Source organism: Pseudomonas sp. NFXW11 (assembly GCF_049887815.1).
In the GTDB taxonomy this organism is placed as follows: Bacteria; Pseudomonadota; Gammaproteobacteria; order Pseudomonadales; family Pseudomonadaceae; genus Aquipseudomonas.
In genome coordinates this window covers 71,018-86,150 of sequence record NZ_JAGEKI010000012.1, presented here as the reverse complement: position 1 = coordinate 86,150, position 15,133 = coordinate 71,018, and the positions used below count along the sequence as shown (strand labels likewise).

Sequence of the window (15,133 nt, the reverse complement as noted above, 5' to 3'; positions counted from 1 at the left end):
GAAGTAGGCTCGAAAAACGCCTCAGAGCAAGCCGAGCTGCTCCGCGGCGGGCTCTCTGTATAACTCAGGCAAGGCCGGCAAGCCAGGCAATCGTTGCATCAGCTTCCCGTGAAAACGCCGTGCCAGTTCGGCGGCCAGGCGATTGTCCGAGGTGTGCAGGAAGATATAGGGCGTACGCCCCTCTTCGATCCAACCGGCGACCTTGGCGATCCACGGCTCCAGGAACGGGTCGTTGGCCTCAAGCTCGGGGTGGCCGATGAAGCGCACCTGGGGAAACTGCGTGAATGCCGCCGGACGAGGTGGCACCCGGGGCTTCTTCGACTGTGCGTGGAGCACCGCCGGGGCCTGGGAGGTGCAGCTGAACAAAGCTCGTGGATCGAGGCAGATGCGCTCCACGCCACGCTCGCGCAACAGCCGGTTGAGCATGCGTTCGGCATCGCCCTTGGCGAAGAACTCGGGGTGCCGCACTTCCACCGCCAGGGGTCGCTGCAGGCCATCGATAAAACCCGCGAGCTCCGCCAGGCGCTGCGGTGCGAAGCTTGCCGGCAGTTGCAGCCACAGCGGCGACACCCGCTCGCCCAGGGGGCTGAGCAACTGGACAAAAGTCTCGGCGGCGCTCAACTGTTCGCGCAGATCACCGCCGTGGCTGATATCGCCGGGAAACTTGGCGGTGAAGCGAAAGTGCTCGGGCATGATCTCGGCCCAGCGCTGCACGGTGCCGGGAGCGGGCCGGGCATAGAAGGTGGTATTGCCTTCCACGGCGTTGAACACCTGTGAATACAGGCCAAGGAAATCGTTCGGCCGGGCATCTTCCGGGTACAGGTACTCGCGCCAGGCGCTTTCGCTCCAGGAAGGACAGCCGAGGAAATAGGGCAGCATCAGATGTACAGGTCGAGGCCCAGCACTTCCATTTCCCAATCGACAAAACCGGCGGTGCTCAGGTAGCTGGCCAGGGCATTGGCCACGCTTTTCTTCATGGCGCGCTGGAAGATCATGTCCTGGGGACGGGCGGGAAGATTGCTGGTGCGCGCGGCGCCGGCCTGGGAGCGGCTGGCCGCCGGTTCGGGCTGTACCTCGATGGCCTCGGCATCATCCACCGACTCATCTACCAGCACCGAGCCTTTGCGCGGCTTGCGCTTGATGGGATAGGAATGAGAGGAGATACCGTCTATGCGCATACTGATAAAGCCCGGAGTCAATGATGGCAATTTAGCGGCACCGCTTCGACTTAGCAAATGCCCGAGTGATAACTAGAACACAGAAAAGCCAAAAGGTTTAAAACCGCCCCGGATCCCCCCTGAAAACCGGACGATTGGCGGCGCTACGCTGAAGTTTCCGGGTTATCGCTCAGTGTTTTGCCTGATCAGCGGGCCTTGGGCGTGGCCACCTTGTCCCGCAGGTACACCGGTTGCGCCTCGTCGGCGACTATCGCCTCGCCCCGCTCCCAGGCAAAGCGCGCGAGGGTCAGCAAGTCTTCGGCGTGGGGCAGCATGCCGGCGTCCTGACCGCTGAGGGCTACTGCAATCCGCTCGGCATAACCCCAGCCGGTGCCGGCACCGAACCAGTCGCCGCTGGCGCCTTCGGGCAAGGCCGCGACTTCCGGCGGCAACACCGCTTCCGTGCCCAGCAGGCGCATCTCGCCGGCCACTTCCCGGTAGCAGCCCCAATAGACTTCATCCATGCGCGCATCGATGGCCGCCGCGACCTGGGTCGCGCCGTGTTCGCGCAAGGCCCGCTGGGCCAGCACCGCCAGGTTGGACACCGGCAACACCGGCCGCTCCAGGGCAAAGGCCAGACCCTGCACCACGCCGATGGCGATCCGCACCCCGGTGAAGGCCCCCGGGCCGCGACCAAAGGCAATGGCATCCACCGCTTGCAGGGTGGTGCCGGCCTTGGCCAGCAGCTCCTGGATCATCGGCAACAGTTTCTGCGCATGCAGGCGCGGGATCACCTCGTAGTGGCTGGTGATCTTGCCGTCATGCAGCAAAGCAACGGAGCAAGCTTCAGTCGCGGTGTCCAGGGCCAGCAAGGTGCTCATCAGGGGTTCCATCGGCATTGAAAAAAGTGGCGCATTATAAACAGCAACGGCCCGCAAGCGGGCCGTTGTGACGATCAAAGGACCAGGCGACTCAGCTCAGGGCTTCGAGCACCTTGGCGGTGATCACTTCCACCGAGCCCACGCCAGGAATATGGCTGTACTGCGGCTTGCCCTGGGCGGCGGCCAGTTGCTGGTAGAACGCCACCAGCGGCTTGGTCTGGGAATGGTAGACCGACAGGCGATGACGCACGGTTTCTTCGGTGTCGTCCTTGCGCTGCACCAGGTCTTCGCCGGTGACGTCGTCCTTACCGGCCACTTTCGGCGGGTTGTAGACGGTGTGGTACACCCGGCCCGAAGCCTCGTGCACCCGGCGACCGGCGATACGCTGGACGATCTCTTCGTCATCCACGGCGATTTCCACCACGTGGTCCAGCTCGACACCTGCCTTTACCAGGGCTTCGGCCTGAGGAATGGTGCGCGGGAAGCCGTCGAACAGGAAGCCGTTGGCGCAGTCAGCCTGGCTGATGCGTTCCTTGACCAGGTTGATGATCAGGTCATCGGATACCAGGCCACCGCTGTCCATCACGCTCTTGGCCTTCAGGCCCAGCTCGGTGCCGGCCTTGACCGCAGCACGCAGCATGTCGCCGGTGGAGATCTGCGGAATGGAGAACTTTTCAGTGATGAACTTTGCCTGAGTACCTTTACCGGCCCCGGGAGCTCCCAGCAGAATTACGCGCATCGATGTGCTCCTCAATTTTTTATTTAGAAACGCTCGGATTCGCCTCGTGGGGCCAATCTCAACAATGGGGTTGTGGCCGCCCAAACGGCCAAAGGCTGATCAAGATACACAGCCGACACAGCGCACACAAGCAGGCGAAAGTCGGAAGAACCCGGCCCTTTTGTGCCCTTGCGACCGGGTAGAACAAGTCGCAACCCCATAACAAAGTGTCGCCAGATCAATCTGAGCGACACCTTGGAATTGTCCTAATAAGAGCTGGGACAAAGCGGGCAGCCGAGCCTCGGCAACCTTAGCCGGTGTTGCGCAAACCGGCGGCGATACCCGCCACGGAGACCAGCAACGCCTGTTCCACGGGGCTTCCTTGGGGCGCATCCTGCTGGCGTGAACGAGCCAGCAGCTCGGCCTGCAACAGATGCAGCGGGTCGAGGTAGGTGTTGCGCAGGCGGATGAACTCCAGGGTGTCGGGGCTGTGGGCGAGCAATTGCGACTGCCCGGTCAGCCCCAGCACCACTGCGCAAGCCTGCGACAATAGGTCGCGTAAGTGCGCACCCAAAGGCAGCAGTTCCGCCTCCACCAGACGCTCGTCATAAGACCGGGCGATATCCGCGTCAGCCTTGGCCAGCACCATCTCCAGCATATCGATGCGGGTGCGGAAGAACGGCCAATGCTCGCGCATCTGCGCCAGCAGCTCGCCCTCGCCCCGCTCCAGGGCCTTGCCCAGGGCCGCTTCCCAGCCCAGCCAGGCGGGCAGCATCAGGCGGGTCTGGGTCCAGCCGAAGATCCATGGGATCGCCCGCAGGCTTTCAATGCCACCGGCCCGACGCTTGGCCGGCCGACTGCCCAGGGGCAGGCGCCCCAGTTCCTGCTCCGGGGTGGACTGGCGGAAGTACTCGACGAACTGCGGGTTGTCCCGCACCACCGCGCGGTAGGCCTGGACCCCATCCCGGGCCAACTCGTCCATCAGGTGGCGCCAGGCCGGCTGCGGCGGTGGCGGCGGCAGCAAGGTGGCTTCCAGCACTGCCGCCAGATACAGGTTGAGGTTCTGTTCGGCGATATCCGGCAGGCCGAACTTGAAGCGGATCATTTCCCCCTGCTCGGTGGTGCGGAAACGCCCGGCCACCGAACCCGGCGGCTGCGACAGAATCGCCGCGTGGGCCGGACCGCCGCCACGCCCCACGGTGCCACCGCGACCGTGGAACAACAGCAGTTCCACCTGCTGCTCGCGACAGATATCCACCAGGCGCTCCTGGGCCCGGTACTGGGCCCAGGCCGCGGCGGTGGTGCCGGCGTCCTTGGCCGAGTCGGAATAGCCGATCATCACTTCCTGCGGCCCCTGCAGGCGCGAGCGATAGCCCGGCATATTCAGCAGCTTTTCCATCACCGGGCCGGCGTTGTCGAGGTCGGCCAGGGTCTCGAACAAAGGCACCACGCGCATCGGCCGCAGCACCCCGGATTCCTTGAGCAGCAGTTGCACCGCCAGCACATCGGAGGCCGCGCCGGCCATGGAAATCACATAGGAGCCCAGGGACGCCGCCGGCGCCTGGGCAATCTCGCGGCAGGTGGCGAGCACTTCGGCGGTGTCCGCCGAAGGCTTGAAGTAACCCGGCAACAATGGCCGCCGGCTGCCCAGCTCGCGCATCAGGAAGGTGATGCGGTCTTCCTCGCTCCAGTCGGCATAACGGCCCAGGCCCAGGTAGTCGGTGATTTCGGTCATGGCCGCGCTATGCCGGCTGGAGTCCTGGCGCACGTCCAGGCGCACCAGGAACAGGCCGAAGGTTACGGCGCGGCGCAGGCAGTCGAGCAGCGGGCCGTCGGCAATCACCCCCATTCCGCATTCGTGCAGCGACTGGTAGCACAACTGCAGCGGCTCCAGCAGCTCGCGGTTGTTCTGCAACACTTCGGGGCCCGCCGGCACTGCCGCGCCAAGCGCCGCATGGGCCCAGTTGCGGGTGGCCCGCAGGCGTTCGCGTAGTTGCTTGAGCAGCGCCCGGTACGGTTCGGCACTGTCCCCGGCCTTGGCCAGCAGGGCCGGGCTGGCCTGCTGCATGGACAACTCGGCCGCCAGGTGATCGACATCCCGCAGGTACAGGTCGGCGGCCATCCAGCGTGCCAGCAGCAACACTTCGCGGGTCACCGCAGCGGTGACATTGGGGTTGCCGTCACGGTCGCCGCCCATCCACGAGGCGAAGCGGATCGGCGCCGCCTCCAGCGGCAGGTGCAGGCCGGTGGCGTTGAACAGTGCCTTGTCGGCCTTGCGCAGGTAGTTGGGAATGGCCTGCCATAGCGAATGCTCGATCACCGCAAAGCCCCATTTGGCTTCGTCCACCGGGGTTGGCCGCACCCGGCGGATTTCCTCGGTGTGCCAGGCCTCGGCGATCAGCCGCTGCAGGCGCTCCTGGATCTGTCCACGCTCGGCGCTGGTCAGGTCACGGTGATCCTGGGCCGCCAGTTGCGCGGCAATCGCATCGTACTTCTGGATCAACGTGCGGCGTGCCACTTCTGTGGGGTGCGCGGTCAGTACCAGTTCGATCTCCAGGCGCCCGAGTTGCCGGGCCAGTGCATCGGCACCGTGCCCGGCGGCGCGCAGGCGGCCCAGCAGTTCAGGCAGTACCCGGGCTTCGAACGGCGCCGGCTGCGCCTCGTCGCGCCGATGGATCAACTGATACTGCTCGGCAATATTCGCCAGGTTGAGGAACTGGTTGAAGGCCCTGGCCACCGGCAGCAGTTCGTCTTCGCTCAGGGAGTCGAGGCTGGCGCTCAACTCGGCGCCGGGCGAGCCCCGGCGATCGGCCTTGGCCCCCTTGCGAATCTGCTCGATCTTGTCGAGGAAACCCTCCCCGTATTGATCGCGAATGGTATTGCCCAACAGTTCTCCCAACAGGTGAACGTCTTCGCGCAAGCGCGCATCAATATCGGTCATCGAGGTGTTCTCCAGCAGACTCAAGGCGGCACGGAAGGCTCAAGAGTGCAGCTTGCACGCATCCCTTAGCAAGCCCGCGGCAATCGAACTAGGCTCAACAATAGGCCGCACAAGGGCCACGCACCGGCTCCGGCCGGTCCCGCCACTCGCCCTGCCACAAGCAGGTGTCTATCGAGGTCAGCATGAAAATCCGTGAACTGGCACAACACTGGGAAGAAAACGCCAAGGGCCGCCTGAGCAAGACCGGCTACCGGATTCATCTGGATGTGGAAGCCGCCGCGCGCCTGGCGGCACTCGCCGAGATGTACCCCAAGCGCCAACCCGAAGAACTGCTGGGCGAGCTGATCGGCGCCGCCCTGGAAGAGCTCGAGGCCAGCTTCCCCTACGTCCAGGGGCAGCATGTGGTTGCCACCGATGAGGAAGGCGATCCGCTGTACGAGGACATCGGCCCCACCCCGCGTTTCCTGGCGCTGTCACGCCAGCACCTGCACCTGCTGGCGAGCCAGAGCGACAAGCCCAAGCACTGATTCCAACGTCCTCCACACCGGTTGAAAAGCCGCTTTCCCGGCCCTGAAAAGGGCCGGGAATACCTCTGAGCGCGGCAGAAGTTCAAGGTTTTTCAGCCTGTCCGAAGGGTCAGAATTTTTTCCGGCCAATCGCCATCTTTCTCTGAACTATTCAAAAAAGCCTCAGGTCACAGCCATTAACCATCGCTGGAACGGCCGTTTCAAATCTTGCTATCAGCGCTCGTTGTCATTGCGTCACGGCGTCGAACCCGGGATGGATTTTGATGTTTTCCAGGAGTTACCCAATGGAGTTGAAGACCATGAAGATCAGCACTGCCAAATCCTCGTTCACCTCTCTGCGCGGGCTCAAACTGGCCGCGCTGGCGCTCGGCAGCAGTGTGGTACTGGCCGGTTGTGCCGGTAATCCACCTTCCGAGCAGTACGCGGTCACCCAGTCTGCGGTCAATAGCGCGGTCAGCGCCGGCGGCACCGAATTCGCGGCGGTGGAGATGAAGTCGGCCCAGGACAAGCTCAAGCAAGCCGAGATCGCCATGCACGACAAACAGTACGACGAAGCCCGGCGCCTGGCCGAACAGGCCGAGTGGGACGCCCGCGTCGCCGAGCGCAAGGCCCAGGCCGCCAAGGCCGAGCAAGCGCTGAAAGACTCGCAGAAAGGCGTTCAGGAACTGCGTCAGGAAGGCATGCGTAGCGTGCAGTGATGCGCCGCCACTTGCCCCGTACTCGTATTCGATTGAAAGGACGAACCATTATGCGCAAACAACTGATGATCCCTGCCCTGTTGGCCATGAGCGTAGCCCTGGCGGCCTGCTCCACCCCGCCCAACGCCAACCTGGAAAATGCCCGCACCAACTTCGCCGCGCTGCAGGCCAACCCGCAGGCCAGCAAGGTCGCCGCCCTGGAAACCAAGGACGCCGCCGACTGGATGGACAAGGCCGACAAGGCCTACCTGGACAAGGAAAACCAGAAGAAGGTCGACCAGCTGGCCTACCTGACCAACCAGCGGGTCGAGGTGGCCAAGGAAACCATCGCCCTGCGCACCGCCGAGACCAAGCTCAAGGACGCCGGCGACCAGCGCGCCCGCGCCATCCTCGACGCCCGTGACGCGCAGATCAAGCAACTGCAAGACAGCCTCAACGCCAAGCAGACCGACCGCGGCACCCTGGTGACCTTTGGTGACGTGCTGTTCGCCACCAACAAGTCCGACCTCAAGTCCAACGGCCTGGTGAACATCAACAAGCTGGCGCAGTTCCTCCAGCAGAACCCGGACCGCAAGGTGATTGTCGAGGGCTACACCGACAGCACCGGCAGCGACGCCTACAACCAGTCGCTGTCCGAGCGCCGTGCCGGCTCGGTGCAAATGGCCCTGATCCGCATGGGCATCGACCCGGCGCGCATCGTCAGCCAGGGTTATGGCAAGGAGTATCCGGTGGCCGATAACGGCAGCCTTTCCGGCCGTGCAATGAACCGTCGGGTGGAAGTCACCATCTCCAACGACAACCAGCCGGTGGCACCGCGCTCGGCAATCAGCCGCAACTGATGCCGCCCTTGCCTATATAGGCAGGGAAAACAAAACGCCGCCGACCTCTTCAGGTCGGCGGCGTTTTTTTGGGTTTGCGTCGGTCAGACGATCACTGCTCCAGCTGAGGCGTTTCCTGGCCCATGCAGCGCACCGCCTGCTTCTTGTTGTTCACCAGCACCCCGGTCAGGCCCTTCTGCTGGGTGTCGAACAGCACCAGCACGCCATCGATGCACTGGGCCATTTCCGCCGCCGGTTGCAGGGAAATCTTGTAGTCCTCGCCGGGCATGGTCTTGAGCATGGTGAAGTCGTTGAGCAGCAGCGCATCCTCCGGTTTGGCGAAGTGCAGGTAGCCGTAGTACCAGAGGCTGGCCACGGTCACCAGGATGGTGCAGATACCAGTGATGATCATTGGGATGACGTTGCGTTCTTCACTCATTGCGGACTCTCTGGAGGTTCTACTGCGGAATTCGGCGACGCCGGGTAATTGGGGATTTCCCCCAGCCGGCGCAAGCCGTTGAAATGCTGCGGATCATCGAGGAAGCGCAGCATCACGCGGCGCCAGGTCGGATCGGCAAAAGTCTGTACATGACCACCACGGGTCAGTTGCAGCACCCGCGGCGGCGGCGCAGCTTGATACACCAGGATGCCGTTGGAAAGGGGCACGATGGGATCGTCGATGCTGTGGTAGATCAGCTTCGGCACGCCATTCAGGTGCGGCAGGGCATGCAATGCGCTGTCGGCGTCAGGCACCAGCCACGACAGCGGCACCTGCAACGGCCAGGTCAGCCAGGAGGTGCTCAGGGCATAACGCCCGACATCGCGATAGCTGGCCGGCACCCCGTCGAACACCACCGCCTTGAGCTGGCGCTGACGCTCCGGGTGCTGCACCAGGTAATGAATGCCCAAGGCACCGCCCAGGCTCTGGCCCAGCAGGATCAGCGGCTTGCCCTGCACTTCGGGTGCCTGGTCGAGCCATTGGAACGCGGCGTCCACATCCTGGTAGATCGCCGGCAGGCTCGGCGCCCCTTCGGACAGGCCGTAGCCGCGATAGTCCAGCAACAGCACCTGGTAGCCCTGCTCCGGCAACCACCAACTGCCCCCCAGGTGCCAGGCCAGGTTGCCGCCATTGCCATGCAGGTGCAGCACCGTGCCCTTGACCTCGACCCCCGGCTTGGCCGGCAGCCACCAGCCATGCAGCTTCAGGCCATCGGCCGTGGTCAGGGTGATATCGCGATACTCGAGCTTGGCCCGCTCGGGGGTGAACGGCAGCCCGGGCTCGGGATAGAACAGCAGGGAGCTGCAGCCGTTGAGGCACAGCACCAGCGCCAGCAGCGCCCAGCCACGCATCATGCCCCCCTCCCTGTGGATACCTTCATCTGCGCTCCTCGCCCCGGGTCAAAGAATATTCGAGTAGTCGGCCTCGATCCGGTCCAGGCTCAGGTGATTGAGGAAGTTGGAGAAACACATCCAGGCCGACAAGGCGTTCATGTCACGGAACTGCTCGGGCAGGTACTTGGGTGGCACCACCAGGCCTTCGTCCACCAGCTGGCGCAAGGTGCGCATGTCTTCCAGGGTGGTCTTGCCGCAGAACAACAAGGGGATCTGCTCCAGCTTGCCCTTGCGCACGGCCAGCTGAATGTAGTTGTAAACCATGATGAAGCCCTTGAGATAGGACAAGTCTTTGGTAAACGGCAGCCCTGTGGGGGTCGATCCGCGGAACACCCGGCTGGCGTTGCCATAGCTCTCGGCCATCTCGAAACCCTGTTCGCGGAAGAACTCGAACACCTGCAGGAAGTCCGCGCCCTCCTCCACCATATGAATGGCCCGGGTGCGGTTGGTCAGCTTGCGCAGGCGGCTGGGGTAGGAAGCAAAAGTGATGATCTCCATGAGGATCGCCAGGCCTTCCTGAGTCACAGTGGACGAGGGCGGGCCCTTGGCCAGGAAGGTGCAGATCGGCTGGTTCAGGCCGTTGAGGGTGGTGCCCACATGTACCAGCCCCTCGTGGACCTCCAGGGCCCGCACATCACGGTTGTTGAACATCGCATCGCTGCGGATCTTGATGTAGTCGGCGCCCGCCGCGGCGTCGGCGACAATGCCATCGGACTCGAACACCCGGATGGTTTCCTCGGCCTCGCCAAACACCTTGTTCAAGCGGCTTTGCAGCAGGTTCACCGCTTCCTTGGCGCTCAAGACCTTGGGCTCGTCCTTGAGGTCGCCACGACCGTCGATGTTGTTCAGGTAGTCGGACATCATCAGCCCGAGGTCGGCCAGGGTCGGGTCGCCGGCGTGGAAGGCATCGGAAGCGGCGCCGTACAGTTCCTGGGAGATCAGTCCGAAATCGCCGGTACCGCGGGCTTCGAGCATGCGCACCACCATGCGGTATTCCTTGCACATGCGGCGCATGATCTGCCCCACCGGGTTGAACTGCCCCAGTTGCCGGGTGATGTCGCGCTCGATGTTCTGGAACTCCAGCTTCACCGCGCCGGAATCAAAGGACAGCGGCCGTCCTTCGTAATAGGCGCGGTCCACCGCCGGCATTTCCTTGCCCTTGGCCTTGAGAAAACCCTTGCGGACATTCTCGTCCCACTTCACCGCATCCAGCACGCGGATCGGGGTCTGTGCCAGCACTATGCGATCGGACAGGGTGCGTATCGTCTGCTGGTAATCGTCCACCGAAAAATCCTCTGTTGAAGCGCTTGCTGCTGATGGCTGGCCAATGCCCCGGGCCTCAGACGGAGGCTAGCACCAGGTGCATGTAGCGGGTAAGAATGCCGAGCATTTCATCCCCCGCCAATGGCTCGGCAGCGTTGAGCAGGCCCTGATATTCCATCCGGCCGATTATCGAGGTCAACACTTTGGCATCCTGCTGCGGCTCGCGAGAACCCAGCACCTGGAAGAACTGGCAGGTGCCCTGGAGCAGGATCTGCTGGTGCGAACGCACCAGTTGCGCCAGGCGCGGATTGAGCAGCGCCTCCTGACGGAAGGCCTGTTCGGCCATCAGGTGCTCACGGCGGTTGTGCAACTGGTGATGCACGTAGTCGGCGGTGAGCCGGGCGATATCGTCGGCCAGCTGCGAGCGGCTGGCCTGGCTGCCATCGCCATAGGCGACCATTTCCCGCAGCAGCCCTTCGTTATTGGCCCACAGCTTGGCCATGAACGCCGCGCTGCGCTCCACGTATTGGGCGAAGGTATCGGTGAGCAGGTCATCGATATCCTTGAAGTAATAGGTGGTGGCCGATAGCGGCACACCGGCTTCTGCGGCCACCGCGCGATGGCGCACGGCCCGCACGCCGTCACGCACGACAATGCGCATGGCGGCATCGAGAATTTCCTGTCGGCGCTGTTCGCTGCCCTGGCGGCTGGCCTTGCGGCCCTGGTACTGAACGCTTTCGGCCACCGCAGTGGCGATGCCAGCGGCACCTTCTTGAGCTATTGCGCGGTTCACGACAGGTCTTCCTCTTATCAATCACAGGGAATCAAAAGCGGTACGTCAGTTCCAGCCAGGCAATAAAAAGCCGCCTGTGAAAGGCGGCTTCTTATTCATGACGCTTACGCCTGCGGCCGCATGTGCGGGAACAGGATCACGTCGCGGATCGACGGCGAGTTGGTCAGCAGCATCACCAGGCGGTCAATGCCGATGCCTTCACCGGCGGTCGGCGGCATGCCGTATTCCAGGGCACGAACGAAATCGGCGTCGTAGTGCATGGCCTCGTCATCGCCGGCATCCTTGTCCGCCACCTGTGCCATGAAGCGCTCGGCCTGGTCTTCCGCGTCATTGAGCTCGGAGTAGGCGTTGGCAATCTCGCGGCCACCGATAAACAGCTCGAAACGGTCGGTGACGTTGGGGTTGTCGTCGTTGCGACGGGCCAGCGGCGACACCTCGAACGGGTACTGGGTGATGAAGTGCGGCTGCTCCAGCTTGTGCTCCACCAGCTCTTCGAAAATCATCACCTGCAGCTTGCCCAGGCCTTCAAAGCCCAGGACCTTGGCCCCGGCCTGCTTGGCGATAGCGCGCGCCTTGTCGATGTCGTTCAGGTCATCGGCGGTCAGCTCGGGGTTGTACTTGAGGATCGAGTCGAACACCGACAGGCGGGCGAACGGCTCGCCGAAGTGGAACACCTTGTCGCCGTACGGCACGTCGGTGCTGCCGAGAACCAGCTGCGCCAGTTCGCGGAACAGCTCTTCGGTCAGGTCCATGTTGTCTTCGTAGTCGGCGTAGGCCTGGTAGAACTCCAACATGGTGAATTCAGGGTTGTGACGGGTCGAGACGCCTTCGTTGCGGAAGTTGCGGTTGATCTCGAAGACCTTCTCGAAACCGCCCACTACCAGGCGCTTGAGGTACAGCTCCGGGGCGATGCGCAGGAACATTTCCATGTCCAGGGCATTGTGGTGGGTTTCGAACGGCTTGGCCGCGGCGCCACCGGGAATGGTCTGCAGCATGGGCGTTTCCACTTCGAGGAAGTCGCGCTGCATCAGGAAGCTGCGGATGTGGGCGATGACTTGCGAGCGCACGCGGAACGTTTCGCGCACTTCATCGTTGACGATCAGGTCGACGTAGCGCTGGCGATAGCGCTGCTCGGTGTCGGTCAGGCCGTGGTGCTTGTCCGGCAGCGGGCGCAGCGACTTGGTCAGCAGGCGCACGCTGGTCATCTCAACGTACAGGTCACCCTTGCCGGAACGGGCCAGGGTGCCCTCGGCAGCGATGATGTCGCCCAGGTCCCAGGTTTTCACCGCGGCCAGGGTTTCTTCAGGCAGGGTCTTGCGGTTGACGTAGACCTGGATGCGCCCGGTCATGTCCTGGATCACCATGAACGAGCCACGGTTGAGCATGATGCGACCTGCCACCTTGACCGGGATCGCCGCTGCTTCCAGTTCTTCCTTGGTCTTGTCGGCGTACTGTTTCTGCAGGGCATCGCAGTAGCTGTCACGGCGGAAGTCGTTGGGGAAGGCCTGGCCCTTGGCGCGCTCGGCAGCAAGCTTTTCCTTGCGCAGGGCGATCAGGGTGTTTTCTTCCTGTTGCAGGTCTTGCGATTCGGTCTTGAGGTCGCTCATGTCTTCACTTTTCCATCAGGTGTTCATTGCCCCTGTCGGGCAGGGCACGGGATACCGGCCGGTGGCCTGGTATCGCGGCTATGGTGTGCGGTTTACAGCCCCTGCTTGAGGCTCGCTTCCAGGTATTGGTCGAGGTCGCCGTCCAGAACCTTCTGGCAGTCGCTGCGCTCGATACCGGTACGCAGGTCCTTGATACGCGAGTCATCCAGTACATAGGAACGGATCTGGTGACCCCAGCCGATGTCCGACTTGGTGTCTTCCAGCGCCTGGGAGGCCGCATTGCGCTTCTGCATTTCCTGCTCGTACAACTTGGCCCGCAGCATTTTCATGGCGGTGTCCTTGTTGGCGTGCTGGGAGCGCTCGTTCTGGCAGCTGACCACGGTGTTGGTCGGCACGTGGGTGATACGTACCGCCGAATCGGTGGTGTTTACGTGCTGACCACCGGCGCCCGAAGAGCGATAGGTGTCGATGCGCAGGTCGGACGGGTTGATCTCGATCTCGACCTTGTCGTCGATCTCCGGCGACACGAACACCGCCGAGAACGAGGTGTGGCGACGGGCACCAGAGTCGAACGGGCTCTTGCGCACCAGGCGGTGTACACCGATCTCGGTGCGCAGCCAGCCAAAGGCGTACTCGCCCTTGATGTGCACGGTGGCGCCCTTGATGCCGGCGACCTCGCCCTCGGACAGTTCCATGATGGTGGCGTCGAAGCCGCGCTTGTCGGCCCAGCGCAGGTACATGCGCAGCAGGATGTTGGCCCAGTCCTGGGCTTCGGTGCCGCCGGAGCCGGCCTGGATATCCAGGTAAGCGTTGTTCATGTCCATCTCGCCGCTGAACATGCGACGGAATTCAAGCTGGGCCAGGAGCTCATCCAGGTTCTGCAGCTCGGCCTCGACGTCGCCTACGGCGCCTTCGTCATTCTCTTCGACGGCCATGTCCAGCAGGTCCTTGCAGTCGGCCAGCCCGCCGGACAGCTTGTCCAGGGTCTCGACCACCTGCGCCAGCATGGAGCGCTCGCGCCCCAGGGCCTGGGCGTACTCGGGCTTGTTCCAGACGTTGGGGTCTTCCAGCTCGCGGTTGACTTCGATCAGGCGGTCATGCTTTTGATCGTAGTCAAAGATACCCCCGAATGGATTGGGAACGCTCGGTCAGGTCCTTGATGGTGTTAAGGATCGGGTTGATTTCCATGGGGGGCGGCACTCGCTGGCGAACTTTTGAAAGCCGACGATTATAACGGAATCACTGAATCACGGCAGCCCGCTTAGCGGCTTTAGACAGCCGATCCTGGTTTTTTTCACTCGATACCGACCTGGTTGCGGCCATTGTTTTTCGCCAGGTACAGGCCCTTGTCCGCCGCCGAGATCAACTGCCGGCAATGGCTGTTGGGCTGCGGCGTGACGGTAGACAGGCCAATACTGATGGTCAGGCTGGAGCCTTCGGCCGGTGCGGTATGGGGAATTTTCAGCGCCTCGACGGTCTGCCGCAGCTTCTCGGCCACCAGCCGCGCACCGCCCGGCGAGGTGTTGGGCAGCACCAGCACGAACTCTTCGCCGCCATAGCGCGCTGGCAGGTCGGAAGGCCGGCTGCTGGCCTCGCGGATCGCCGTCGCCACCTTGCGCAGGGCTTCATCGCCCTCCAGGTGGCCGAAGGTGTCGTTGTAGGACTTGAAGTAGTCGACGTCGATCATCAGCAGCGACAGCTGGCTCTGCTCGCGCATCGCCCGGCGCCACTCCAGTTCCAGGTACTCGTCGAAATGCCGGCGGTTGGACAGCCCGGTCAGGCCGTCGGAGTTCATCAGCCGCTGCAGCACCAGGTTGGTGTCCAGCAGCTGCTGCTGGCTGACCCGCAGCGCCCGGTAGGCGGCATCGCGCTGCAACAGGGTCATGTAGGAGCGCGAGTGATAGCGGATGCGCGCCACCAGCTCGATATTGTCCGGCAGCTTCACCAGGTAGTCGTTGGCCCCGGCGGCAAAAGCCGCGCTCTTGATCAGCGGGTCTTCCTTGGTGGAGAGCACGATGATCGGGATATTCTGCGTCGCCGGGTGATTACGGTACTCGCGCACCAGGGTCAGGCCGTCCAGGCCGGGCATCACCAGGTCCTGGAGAATCACCGTGGGCTTGATGCGGATCGCCTGGGCAATGGCCTGGTGGGGATCGGCACAGAAGTGGAAATCGATGTTTTCCTCGTTCGCCAACCCACGCCGAACCGCCTCGCCGATCATGGCCTGGTCATCCACCAGCAACACCATAGCGGCGTTTTCATCGGTCTTGAATTCGTCGAGCTGTAAATCATTCATGGGTTGTCACCTGAGTTGCTACCCGGCCAGGACAGCTGCATT

15 protein-coding genes are annotated in these 15,133 nt (G+C 63.2%); 3 read left to right on the top strand and 12 right to left on the bottom strand.

All coding sequences use genetic code 11. The annotated features are described in order from the left end of the window. Positions 1-21: 21 nt before the first annotated feature. The 5 genes from J4P02_RS18990 to ppc all read right to left on the bottom strand — a co-directional run bounded on the left by J4P02_RS18990 (position 22) and on the right by ppc (position 5,697). Positions 22-882, bottom strand: a complete 861-nt coding sequence (locus J4P02_RS18990; protein ID WP_426193271.1) for a DUF72 domain-containing protein — start codon at positions 880-882, stop codon at positions 22-24. Beyond that, complete coding sequence (locus tag J4P02_RS18985; protein WP_426193030.1) at positions 879-1,178, bottom strand: hypothetical protein; 300 nt, start codon at positions 1,176-1,178, stop codon at positions 879-881. Before J4P02_RS18985 ends, J4P02_RS18990 begins: the two co-directional genes overlap by 4 nt. Before the next feature lie 185 nt (positions 1,179-1,363). Continuing rightward, a complete protein-coding gene (tsaB, locus tag J4P02_RS18980; protein ID WP_426193028.1) occupies positions 1,364-2,038 on the bottom strand; it encodes a tRNA (adenosine(37)-N6)-threonylcarbamoyltransferase complex dimerization subunit type 1 TsaB in 675 nt (224 codons plus the stop codon). Between the two features lie 91 nt (positions 2,039-2,129). Continuing rightward, on the bottom strand, positions 2,130-2,777 hold the full coding sequence (gene adk / locus J4P02_RS18975; RefSeq protein WP_426193026.1) for an adenylate kinase: 648 nt from the start codon (positions 2,775-2,777) through the stop codon (positions 2,130-2,132). 289 nt (positions 2,778-3,066) lie between these two features. After that, positions 3,067-5,697 carry a phosphoenolpyruvate carboxylase gene (gene ppc / locus J4P02_RS18970; protein ID WP_426193025.1) on the bottom strand — a complete coding sequence of 877 codons (2,631 nt, stop codon included), beginning with the start codon at positions 5,695-5,697 and terminating at the stop codon, positions 3,067-3,069. Between the two features lie 182 nt (positions 5,698-5,879). Here ppc and J4P02_RS18965 point away from each other — a divergent pair, with 182 nt between their 5' ends. The 3 genes from J4P02_RS18965 to J4P02_RS18955 all read left to right on the top strand — a co-directional run bounded on the left by J4P02_RS18965 (position 5,880) and on the right by J4P02_RS18955 (position 7,761). After that, complete coding sequence (locus J4P02_RS18965; protein ID WP_426193023.1) at positions 5,880-6,224, top strand: pilin assembly protein; 345 nt, start codon at positions 5,880-5,882, stop codon at positions 6,222-6,224. A gap of 284 nt (positions 6,225-6,508) precedes the next feature. After that, positions 6,509-6,922, top strand: coding sequence for a DUF4398 domain-containing protein (locus J4P02_RS18960; RefSeq protein WP_426193021.1), 414 nt, complete (start codon positions 6,509-6,511; stop codon positions 6,920-6,922). A 50-nt stretch (positions 6,923-6,972) separates the two neighbouring features. Then, the gene (locus tag J4P02_RS18955) at positions 6,973-7,761 is read left to right on the top strand and encodes an OmpA family protein (protein WP_426193019.1); all 789 of its coding nucleotides are present in this window, start codon (positions 6,973-6,975) and stop codon (positions 7,759-7,761) included. A 91-nt stretch (positions 7,762-7,852) separates the two neighbouring features. On the opposite strand, the gene J4P02_RS18950 is transcribed toward J4P02_RS18955, so the two are convergent. The 7 genes from J4P02_RS18950 to J4P02_RS18920 all read right to left on the bottom strand — a co-directional run bounded on the left by J4P02_RS18950 (position 7,853) and on the right by J4P02_RS18920 (position 15,091). Next, positions 7,853-8,179 carry a hypothetical protein gene (locus tag J4P02_RS18950; protein ID WP_426193017.1) on the bottom strand — a complete coding sequence of 109 codons (327 nt, stop codon included), beginning with the start codon at positions 8,177-8,179 and terminating at the stop codon, positions 7,853-7,855. Further along, on the bottom strand, positions 8,176-9,090 hold the full coding sequence (locus J4P02_RS18945; protein ID WP_426193269.1) for an alpha/beta hydrolase: 915 nt from the start codon (positions 9,088-9,090) through the stop codon (positions 8,176-8,178). Before J4P02_RS18945 ends, J4P02_RS18950 begins: the two co-directional genes overlap by 4 nt. A gap of 48 nt (positions 9,091-9,138) precedes the next feature. After that, positions 9,139-10,416: a flavohemoglobin expression-modulating QEGLA motif protein gene (locus J4P02_RS18940; RefSeq protein ID WP_426193015.1), complete on the bottom strand. Its 1,278-nt coding sequence runs from the start codon at positions 10,414-10,416 to the stop codon at positions 9,139-9,141. A gap of 55 nt (positions 10,417-10,471) precedes the next feature. Further along, positions 10,472-11,188: a TetR/AcrR family transcriptional regulator gene (locus J4P02_RS18935; protein ID WP_426193013.1), complete on the bottom strand. Its 717-nt coding sequence runs from the start codon at positions 11,186-11,188 to the stop codon at positions 10,472-10,474. A gap of 104 nt (positions 11,189-11,292) precedes the next feature. Continuing rightward, positions 11,293-12,795, bottom strand: coding sequence for a lysine--tRNA ligase (gene lysS / locus J4P02_RS18930; RefSeq protein WP_426193011.1), 1,503 nt, complete (start codon positions 12,793-12,795; stop codon positions 11,293-11,295). Positions 12,796-12,887: 92 nt separating this feature from the next. Continuing rightward, positions 12,888-13,983, bottom strand: a protein-coding gene (prfB, locus tag J4P02_RS18925; RefSeq protein ID WP_426193009.1) for a peptide chain release factor 2 whose coding sequence is annotated in 2 segments (ribosomal slippage) — positions 12,888-13,910 and positions 13,912-13,983 — 1,095 coding nt in all. Because the reading frame shifts where the segments join, the coding sequence is not laid out codon by codon here. Positions 13,984-14,089: 106 nt separating this feature from the next. Beyond that, positions 14,090-15,091: a diguanylate cyclase domain-containing protein gene (locus J4P02_RS18920; protein WP_426193007.1), complete on the bottom strand. Its 1,002-nt coding sequence runs from the start codon at positions 15,089-15,091 to the stop codon at positions 14,090-14,092. Positions 15,092-15,133: the final 42 nt, after the last annotated feature.

What these genes read in the sequence shown, in the direction of transcription:
- adk (WP_426193026.1), bottom strand. Translation starts at nt 2,777, where the DNA reads ATGCGCGTAATTCTGCTGGGAGCTCCCGGGGCCGGTAAAGGTACTCAG.
- J4P02_RS18965 (WP_426193023.1), top strand. Translation starts at nt 5,880, where the DNA reads ATGAAAATCCGTGAACTGGCACAACACTGGGAAGAAAACGCCAAGGGC.
- J4P02_RS18945 (WP_426193269.1), bottom strand. Translation starts at nt 9,090, where the DNA reads ATGCGTGGCTGGGCGCTGCTGGCGCTGGTGCTGTGCCTCAACGGCTGC.
- J4P02_RS18960 (WP_426193021.1), top strand. Translation starts at nt 6,509, where the DNA reads ATGGAGTTGAAGACCATGAAGATCAGCACTGCCAAATCCTCGTTCACC.
- lysS (WP_426193011.1), bottom strand. Translation starts at nt 12,795, where the DNA reads ATGAGCGACCTCAAGACCGAATCGCAAGACCTGCAACAGGAAGAAAAC.
- J4P02_RS18955 (WP_426193019.1), top strand. Translation starts at nt 6,973, where the DNA reads ATGCGCAAACAACTGATGATCCCTGCCCTGTTGGCCATGAGCGTAGCC.
- J4P02_RS18985 (WP_426193030.1), bottom strand. Translation starts at nt 1,178, where the DNA reads ATGCGCATAGACGGTATCTCCTCTCATTCCTATCCCATCAAGCGCAAG.
- tsaB (WP_426193028.1), bottom strand. Translation starts at nt 2,038, where the DNA reads ATGAGCACCTTGCTGGCCCTGGACACCGCGACTGAAGCTTGCTCCGTT.
- J4P02_RS18920 (WP_426193007.1), bottom strand. Translation starts at nt 15,091, where the DNA reads ATGAATGATTTACAGCTCGACGAATTCAAGACCGATGAAAACGCCGCT.
- J4P02_RS18950 (WP_426193017.1), bottom strand. Translation starts at nt 8,179, where the DNA reads ATGAGTGAAGAACGCAACGTCATCCCAATGATCATCACTGGTATCTGC.
- ppc (WP_426193025.1), bottom strand. Translation starts at nt 5,697, where the DNA reads ATGACCGATATTGATGCGCGCTTGCGCGAAGACGTTCACCTGTTGGGA.